Raw genomic sequence first — 9,115 nt, forward strand, 5'->3', positions numbered from 1 at the left:
GTCTGCGCCTTGTCTCCGCCCTTCTGGCAGAATGCGACGAGGAATGGATGACCGGGAAAATCTACCTCAACCTGAATGACTGATGGCTATATCCCGATGGAATCCCTTGGGGGCTTTTACAGAAAAGAAGTTGCGCTGCCCGGCAAGCCGCGCAAGCCGACACTGGCGACGCCGGCGACGGTCAATCCGTTCGACCACCCCGACGCACAACGTCGCTTCCGGGTGATGAGCAATGTCGAGGAATTGCAGCGCGCGCTCGATTATCCGTGGGAGAAATGGACAGTCTTCCTCCACCCCGAACAGCGCCAGTGGGTGGAGCGCGACTACACCGGACCGGCGCGCGTCTCCGGTTCGGCCGGCACTGGCAAGACCATCGTCGCTCTCCACCGTGCCGCCTATCTGGCGCGGCAGAATCCCGATGCGCGCGTTCTGCTGACGACGTTTTCCGACACGCTGGCCAATGCGCTGCAATCGAAGCTCAACCGCTTGCTGACCCATGAGCCGCGCCTTGCCGAGCGGATCGACGTGTATTCGCTCGAAGCCATCGGGCTGCGCTTGCACAAGACCCAGGTCGGTGCCGCAAAGCTCGCCTCCCGCGACGACATCCGCCAGCTCGTCGGGGACGCAGTCAAAGCCGTACCGGGACACAGGTTTGGCCGCCATTTCCTGCTGACCGAATGGGAACACGTGGTCGACGCCTGGCAGTTCGATCATTGGGAGGCTTATCGCGACGTGGTGCGCCTCGGCCGCAAGACCCGACTGCCGGAAGCGCAGCGGGCGGTGTTGTGGGCGATCTTCGAGCGCGTTCGCTCAGGCTTGCGCGAGAAGGGATTGGTCACTGCCTCCGGGCTGTTCACGACCTTGGCGAATGCCATGAAAGCCAGAAGCAGTCCTGTCTTTGACTTTGTGGTGGTGGATGAGGCGCAGGATGTCGGAGTCGCGCATTTGCGGTTTCTGGTCGCCTTGGGTCGCGAACCCGGCGGCGGCGAGGGCGCGGTTCGCCCGAACGCGCTGTTTTTTTCCGGCGACCTGGGGCAGCGTATCTTTCAGCAACCGTTTTCGTGGAAGTCGCTCGGCGTCGATGTACGCGGGCGGTCTCGCACGCTGCGCGTGAACTACCGGACCTCGCACCAGATTCGCAGCCAGGCGGATCGATTGCTCGCTCCGTCGGTGACCGATGTCGATGGCAACACGGAAGATCGCAGCGATACCGTATCGGTGTTCAACGGTCCGCCGCCGCGAATTCAAATTCTCGACGGTGCCGAGGAAGAAGTTGCCGTCGTCGGACGTTGGCTCGCCGACGGAGTGCGCGCCGGCATCCTGCCGCACGAGATCGGTGTGTTCGTGCGTTCCGAAGCACAAATCGGTCGGGCCGAGAAAGCCCTTCGTCTCGCTGACTTGCCTTATCAAATTCTGGATGAGCACGTGGCGATGGAGCACGACCACGTGTCGATCAGCTCCATGCACTTGGCGAAAGGTTTGGAGTTCCGCGCAGTGGCCGTGATGGCCTGCGACGATGAGGTGATCCCCTTGCCGGAGCGTATCGAGACGGTCGGCGACGACGGTGACTTGCAGGAGGTTTACGACACCGAGCGACAGTTGCTCTACGTCGCCTGCACGCGCGCACGAGACCGACTGTTGGTTACCGGGACTGCGCCATCGTCGGAGTTTCTCGACGATCTGGAAGGCAAGTAGCCGGGCCGCCGAACATATCGACGGCCTGAAGCAGCCTTACTTGTCGCTCGAAGCGTCGGGAGAACAGGCGGTCGCCCGACTAAACCGTGTCGAAAAACTCTGGCGCAAGATGAAGTACGAGGGGATGACCTGCAAAGCCCGCAGCTCTGCCGTGCTCGAGGCTGACGTCGATCAGATCCTGGCCGGCTTCAGCTCTGAATATCGGATGACTTTTTGCTGAGCGCTTACCGTCACAAAGTTGGGCAATCAACCATGTCCTATGTCAGATGCTGTCCGATATGTCTATAACACATTGTTTTATTGTTGTTTCAAACGCTTATTTGACGCCGTCGGAAAACGCCAGAAGCCGTTCGCAGTAGCGTGCGAGCAGATCGATCTCCAGATTGACCCGGCTACCGGCCTGCAGTCGTCCCAGGCTGGTGGCCTGCAGTGTGTGCGGAATCAGGTTGATGGTGAAATCGGCGCCGTCGACCGTGTTGCTTGTCAGGCTGACCCCATCGACCGTGATCGACCCCTTGCGGGCGATGTAGCGGGCAAGCGCCGCCGGCGCGCGGATTTCGAGCAGCCGATTGTCACCCAGCGGATCGCTTCGCAGCACTTCGCCAACGCCGTCGACGTGCCCGGAGACGAGATGTCCCCCCAGGCGGTCGGCCAGACGCAGCGCCTTCTCGAGGTTAACCGCTCCCGGTGCCTCCAGGCCCACGGTGCAGGCCAGCGACTCGGGCGAAACATCGACGCAGAATTGATGGTCGTGCTTGTCGACCACGGTCAGGCAGACGCCGTTGCAGGCGATCGAGTCGCCGAGACTGACGTCATCGAGTCCGAGTCCGCCGGCGTCTATCGTCAGCCGGATCGTGGCGGCGCCGTCATCGCGCGGGGTGATGCGGGTGATCTGACCAACGGCGGCGATGATTCCCGAGAACATGGCAAGAACCTCTCGAAAAAAAGGAGGGGTAACAATGAGGGGCTGTGTCCGGCGTGCCGGCTGAGGCTGTCTCAGGCAGGGGGAAGCGGACCGGTTGGCGACGGGTTGTCCGCCAGCGCTGCAACCGTCCCCTCGTCGGGCGGGATCTCGTTGATCCACGCTCCGAGTAGCGTGTAACCGACCGCCAGGACCACCGGCCCGACGAACAGGCCGACCAGCCCGAAGGCCAACATGCCGCCGATGACGCCTGCCAGGATCAGCAACAGCGGCAGGTCGGCGCCCTGCTTGATGAGGATCGGACGCAGAAAGTTGTCCATCGTGCCGACGAAAAGGGTCCACACCAGCAGAAAGCTGCCCCAGCCGGTGTTGTCGCCCCAGTACAACCAGACCACGGCCGGTGCAAGAACCAGCACCGGTCCGAGCTGCGCGATGCAGAACATGAACATCACCGCCGTCAGAACCGGGGCGAACGGCACCCCGGCGATGGCCAGACCGATGCCGCCGAGGATCGACTGCACGATCGCCGTCACCCCGACGCCGAGCGCCACGGCACGCGCCGCCTGGCCGGCCAGCACGACGGCAGCCGCACCGCGTTCGCCGCTCAGCCGGTAGCCGAAACGCCGCACACCGGCCGCCACCGTTTCGCCCGAGACATAAAGAATGGCCGACAGGGCGACCGTAAGCAGGAACTGTATGAAGACCAGCCCGAAGCTGCCGATCTCGCTGACGAACCAGCGGGTCAGGTTGCCGGCGTAGGGCGCCACCTTGGCGGCCAGTTCGGCGCTGCCGGTCGCGGCAAGTTGTCGCCATGCCTGCTCCAGTCGCGGACCGACGAATGGCACTTCGTTGATCCAGGCGGGAGGCGCCTGTACGCGCAGATTGCTCAGGGCCTTGCCCCAATCGGCAATCTGCTCTGCATTGTCGACGATGGTGGCGATGGCTACCGACAGGGGCACCACCAGGCCGAGGAGAACCAGCAGGGTCATCAGGATGACCGCCGGCAGGCGGCGATTGCCGAAAACCTGCTGCATGCGCAGCATCAACGGCCAGGTGGCGACAACGACCATCGTTGCCCAGATCAGCGCCGGCAGAAAGGGGCGCAGTATCCACAGCGAAGCGGCGATCAGCAGGCAGAGGAACAATACCGCCAGGGTCGGGCGGGCCATTTCGATGTGCTTGTCAACCGGGTTCATGGTCTAGTCATCCAGATTGGGCGGGTCACTGGCCTGACCAGGGGGGCGCCGTTCGCCATCGGCCGCCCGCGCTGTCCGGCAGGTGGAGTGTGGGAAGCATGTTAGCCTAATTTGACGGTCCGATGTTTGCCCGCCGGGAACTCCGGCAGCGCTTCGTCATGCGCCGCGTTGGTCGCGCCAGGGTCTCGGGTCAGCACCCGACAGTTGCCGGTGCGGCGACCTTTTGGGAATAGAATGCCACCCATGCATCAGCCAAACACCGTCCGGCCGGCAGCGGCGAGTGGCCGGCAGCGCCTGCGGTCAGGCGCCGCGGCAGCCCGAACTGCAGCCAACCGGCTGTCGCGTCGGGGCTCAATCGGCGCGCCAGCCTGAGGATGAACCGCGCACTGCTCTTTTCTGTTTTCGTCATCGCCTCCTGCGGGTTGGCCTACGAACTGGTCGCCGGCGCCCTGGCAAGCTACCTGCTGGGCGACTCGGTGACGCAGTTCTCGACGGTCATTGGCAGCTACCTGTTCGCCATGGGAATCGGCTCGTGGCTGTCGCGCCATGTCGAGGACCATCTGGTCGCCCGCTTCATTCAGATCGAACTGCTGGTCGGCGTGCTCGGTGGTTTCTCGGCCGCTCTCCTGTTCTTCGTCTTCGCCTGCGCCTCGGCGCCGTTCAAACTGGTGCTCTACCTGGCAGTGCTGGGTATCGGTGTGCTGGTCGGACTGGAGATCCCGCTGGTCATGCGCATCCTCAAACGCGATCTGCTGTTCAAGGAGGTCGTCTCGCAGGTGCTGACCTTCGATTACCTTGGCGCGCTGGCCGTATCGATTCTCTTCCCCGTTCTGCTCGTGCCACACCTTGGCTTGATCCGCAGTGCGCTGCTCTTCGGCCTGCTCAACGTCGGAGTGGCGCTGTGGGCCTGGTGGCTGTTTCGCGAGCAGTTGCAGCACGCCGGCTGGCTGCGCACCCAGGGTGGAGTGGCGCTGCTCGCACTGCTCATCGCCTTTGCCGGCGCCGGCGAGCTGACCTCGCTGACCGAAACCCAGCTCTATGCCGACGAGATCGTACATACCGAAAGCACGCCGTATCAACGCATCGTCGTCACGCGCTGGAAGGATGACTTGCGCCTGCATCTGAACAACAATCTGCAGTTCAGTTCGCGCGACGAATATCGTTACCACGAGGCGTTGGTTCATCCGGGGCTGGCCACCTTGCCGTCGGCGCGGCGGGTACTGGTACTCGGTGGTGGCGATGGGCTGGCGGTGCGCGAGATTCTCAAGTACGTCCAGATCGAATCGGTGACGCTGATCGATCTCGACCCGGCAATGACCCGGTTGTTCGCCAGCGCGCCGCCCTTGCGCCGGCTCAATCAGGACGCGTTGCTTTCGCCGAAGGTCAGGGTGATCAATGCCGACGCACTGCTGTGGCTCGAGGAAAACGATGAGGTCTTCGATTTCGTCGTGGTCGATTTTCCCGATCCTTCGAACTTCTCGCTTGGCAAACTGTACAGCGCTTCGTTCTACCGCTTGCTCGACAAGCATCTGGCGGGTAACGGGCTGGCGGTTATCCAGTCGACCTCGCCACTCTACGCACGCCAGGCCTTCTGGTGTGTCGTCACGACCCTGGAGAGCGTCGGACTGGTGACCACCCCCTACCATGCGCTGGTTCCGTCGTTCGGCGAATGGGGTTTCGTGCTGGCCGGCCGGCGGGCCTACCGGTCGCCACAGTCCTACGCCGTGGAAACACGTTTTCTGACACCCGAAACGACCCCGGGGCTGTTCCTTTTCCCGCGTGACATGACGCGCGTCGAGGCTGAGGTGAATCGCCTCAACAACCAGGTACTGGTGCGCTACTTCGAGCAGGAGTGGCGGCAGGTGATCCGCTAGGCGATGGACCGGCGCGACTTCCTGGCCTCGGTGGCATTGGCGACTGGCGCAGCGTCGCTGGCCGCCTGCCGCAGTGGACCGCCGTCCCTGCCGCCCGGTGACCTGCTCGGCACCGCGCTTGATCTCGGGCACCTGCTGCGCGATCCAGCACCAGCGTCACCCGGCGAGACACGCGAGGTGCCAGTGGTGATCGTCGGGGCCGGGGTTGCCGGCCTGGCCGCCGGCTGGAAACTGGCGCGGGCGGGCTTCGCCGATTTTCTGCTGGTCGAACTGGAGAACGAAGTGGGCGGCAATTCGCGTGCCGGGAGCAATGCGGTCAGCGTTTTTCCCTGGGGCGCTCACTACCTGCCGCTGCCCAACCGCGAGGCGCTCGCCGTGCGTGAATTGCTCGCCGAACTCGGCGTGCTGCTGGGCGACCCGCGTGCCGCCCAGCCGGTCTATGACGAGCGTTTCCTCTGTGCGACGCCGCAGGAGCGCTTGTATCGTGACGGCCGCTGGCAGGACGGGTTGCTGCCGCAGGCCGGTGTCAGTGCCGCCGAGCGCAGTCAATATCGGCATTTTGCCGAGCTGATCGAAGCTTTCTCACAGCAGCGCGACGCACACGGACGACGCGCCTTCGCACTGCCGATGGAGCTGTCAAGCCGTGCGCCGGATCTGCTGGCGCTCGACCAGATCAGCATGCGCGACTGGCTGCTCGCGCAGGGTCTCACTGCGCCGCATCTGCACTGGTACGTCAATTACGCTTGCCGCGACGACTACGGGACGAGCAGCGCTGAAGTTTCGGCCTGGGCCGGCATCCACTATTTTGCCTGCCGTGATGGCGAAGCACGGAACGCGGGCAGCGAAACCGTACTCACCGCGCCGGAGGGTAATGCCTGGCTGACGCGTGGCATGCAGCGCTCGATCGAAGCACGGGTCGGCCAGCGTCTGCTGACCGGCGCACTGGCGCGGCGCGTCAGCGGCGGCGAACGGGGTACGGGAAATCGCCCAATCGAAGTTGACCTGTGGCTGCCGGGCGAGCGGCGAACACTGCGCCTGCGCGCCGAACAACTGATCTGGGCCGCGCCACTGTTTCTCGTTCCGTGGGTGTTTGCCGGTCATGTCGATCTCAAGGCCGCTGCCCGCAGTTTCAGCCATGCTCCCTGGCTGGTCGCCAACCTGACGCTGACACGTTTCCCCGACGATCGAAGCGGCGCTCCACCGGCCTGGGACAATGTGCTGTACGACGGCGCCGGCCTTGGCTACGTCGTGGCGACGCACCAGCGGATGCGCGTCTGGCAGGGAGCAACGATCCTCACCTGGTATCGGGCATTCGACGACTTGAGCCCGCAACGGGGCCGCGCCGTCCTGCGCGACACGCCACACGCGGCCTGGGCCGAGCAGATCCTGGCCGAACTCGAGCGCCCGCACCGCAACATCCGACAACTCACCAGCCATCTTGACGTTTTCCGTAACGGGCACGCGATGGCCCGTCCGTTGCCAGGTTTGATCTGGGGCGAGGCCAGGCAGCGCTTTGCCGTCGACAGCGAACGGCTGCGCTTTGCCCATGCCGATGTCAGCGGTTTTTCGCTGTTCGAGGAGGCACAGTATCGTGGCGTACTGGCCGCCGAGCGAACCCTGCACCGACTTGGGGTGCGTTTCACCTCGTCGCTTGCCTGAGCGAGCGGCGGCGTACCGTGCCAGCACAAAGCCATGACCAGGACAGGCGGTGATCAGCCGGGGGGAGACTCCGCCCTGCAAGATCAAACGGCACATCGGCCGCTGACTCCTGGCCGCGCAGGCCACCCCGCGCTGCCTCCAACTCCTCCTGGCTGAGCTTCCCCCGAAATTTCGTCTTCCAGAGGTGACGTACCATTGACGTTTCTTTTGATAGGCGAAGTTCCGGTACCAGGTCAGGATCTCCGTGGCGTGCTCGGGCTCCAGGTAGTTCTGCGGACGGCCAGGCGGAACAGGTGCGAGGCGTCGGCGATGAGCACTTTCTTCTTGCGGGCAGTGGGCTTGCGCTTGCACAGCATCAGGATGCAGGAGGCCAGGCCGGTGTTGTAGAACGGGTTGGGCGCCAGGCCGACCACGGTCTCGATCAGGTCCATCTGCAGCCGCTTTTGCCGGATGGCGCCTGTGCGGAACAGTGCGCACCGGGGCAGCGCCACGGCCATGTGGCCGGAGCCCTCGGCCATCCACTTCACCATGTGCTGAACCCAGGCGGAGTCTCCGCTGGACGAGGGCGGCAGCCCCGCAAAGCTGCGGCCGAAGGGATCGTTCAGCCACAGGTCTTCGCCCCACTTCTTCAGAGAGAAGGGGAGGGTTGGCGATCACGCAGTCGAAGGTGGCAAGCCGGCTACCGTCGAAGAAGGCCGGGTTGTGCAGCGCGTCGGACAGTCGATCCTTATTGAACCCCTGCGCGTTGCCGAACACACCGTGGAGCAGCGTGTCAGGATTGGTCTTCTCGATCTCGCGCATGGCGCGCTGCAGCGCCGCGCCGATGTTCGTGGCCTTGGTGCGCACGTCGCTCCAGTGGCAGTCCTCGGGGATCTGAAACCGGTGCAACTCGGGGAACCAGGCCAACTGCTCGTCGCCGGCCTCGTCGACGATCTCCTGGTACTCCTCGTCCCAGACATCGCAGATGCGCTTGAAGAAGAGCAGCGGGAAGATGTAGGTCGTGAAGTCGGATGCGTCCACGGGCCGCGCAGGATGTTGGCGGATTCCCGGAGGTGGGCTTCCGGTTGCCCAAGGGTAACAGTCTGTTCCTGCAAGATTTCTGCGGCAGTCATTGTCGCAGCACAAAGGTGCACCAGATGAACGGAATTTCGCGCTGGCATCCCTCTCGAACCCAAAACGAACGTCCACAACTCCCCGTCCGCCTTCCAGAGAAAGTCACATTAAAACAATAGCTTGAAAATTTTTAACCAGATTCCCGCAGTCAACAGGTTCCGAGAAAAATGGTTCCCAAGACGCGACAAATGATATTCGTGGGGTAGGCGAAGTCAGGAGGTTTAAACGAAAAACCCCGCAAAGCATGGCGTTGAGCGGGGTCATCGTTTTTGCTGCAGAGTGTTTACAGCAGGTATCCTGGCGGGCCAGAAGGTATGCCATAACAAACTGTCTAGCCCTCGAAAATCTGATTCTATCCGCACCAGCCATCAGGAGCAACGTCGCCAGATATCAAACTACTGTATCTCCAATGACGGGGTTCGGCCGCAGCCGACTTTGATCCAGCGGGCTGAGCCTGACGGCAATGCAGCGATTCTCTACCGCTTAACTGCAACTGCCGCTAAATGGCAGATTTCCTAGGCTGCACAACAGCGGTGCTACATTCGGGAAGCACAAAGCGACGATCTACTGGTCACACTCCACGAACTAGATTCATCACCTGCCCCATGTCCAGTGACTGCGCCTTCTGTTCCATTTGCGGGAGGTACTGCTGCTGC

The 9,115-nt window shown here is 63.2% G+C and carries 5 protein-coding genes and 2 pseudogenes; 4 read left to right on the forward strand and 3 right to left on the reverse strand.

Features of this window, described 5'->3' with window-relative positions:
* Positions 1 to 183: 183 nt before the first annotated feature.
* Positions 184 to 1,695: pseudogene (locus tag JNK99_RS16385) on the forward strand (3'-5' exonuclease); the annotation flags it as partial.
* A 40-nt stretch (positions 1,696 to 1,735) separates the two neighbouring features.
* Positions 1,736 to 1,915, forward strand: coding sequence for a hypothetical protein (locus tag JNK99_RS16390; protein ID WP_291855155.1), 180 nt, complete (start codon positions 1,736 to 1,738; stop codon positions 1,913 to 1,915).
* Positions 1,916 to 2,011: 96 nt separating this feature from the next.
* On the opposite strand, the gene JNK99_RS16395 is transcribed toward JNK99_RS16390, so the two are convergent.
* Both JNK99_RS16395 and ydiK read right to left on the reverse strand, forming a co-directional pair.
* Positions 2,012 to 2,620 carry a riboflavin synthase gene (locus JNK99_RS16395; protein ID WP_291855158.1) on the reverse strand — a complete coding sequence of 203 codons (609 nt, stop codon included), beginning with the start codon at positions 2,618 to 2,620 and terminating at the stop codon, positions 2,012 to 2,014.
* 71 nt (positions 2,621 to 2,691) lie between these two features.
* Positions 2,692 to 3,813: an AI-2E family transporter YdiK gene (gene ydiK / locus JNK99_RS16400; RefSeq protein ID WP_291855161.1), complete on the reverse strand. Its 1,122-nt coding sequence runs from the start codon at positions 3,811 to 3,813 to the stop codon at positions 2,692 to 2,694.
* Positions 3,814 to 4,181: 368 nt separating this feature from the next.
* Between ydiK and JNK99_RS16405 the strand changes: the two genes are divergently transcribed.
* Positions 4,182 to 5,687 (forward strand): polyamine aminopropyltransferase, encoded by a 1,506-nt coding sequence (locus JNK99_RS16405; protein ID WP_291855167.1) that lies wholly within the window; start codon positions 4,182 to 4,184, stop codon positions 5,685 to 5,687.
* A 3-nt stretch (positions 5,688 to 5,690) separates the two neighbouring features.
* A complete protein-coding gene (locus JNK99_RS16410) occupies positions 5,691 to 7,346 on the forward strand; it encodes an FAD-dependent oxidoreductase (RefSeq protein ID WP_291855164.1) in 1,656 nt (551 codons plus the stop codon).
* Positions 7,347 to 7,559: 213 nt separating this feature from the next.
* On the opposite strand, the pseudogene JNK99_RS16415 reads toward JNK99_RS16410, so the two are convergent.
* A pseudogene (locus tag JNK99_RS16415) lies at positions 7,560 to 8,440 on the reverse strand (N-6 DNA methylase); the annotation flags it as partial.
* Positions 8,441 to 9,115 lie beyond the last annotated feature (675 nt).

This window comes from Accumulibacter sp. (assembly GCF_016789985.1).
In the GTDB taxonomy this organism is placed as follows: Bacteria; Pseudomonadota; Gammaproteobacteria; order Burkholderiales; family Rhodocyclaceae; genus Accumulibacter.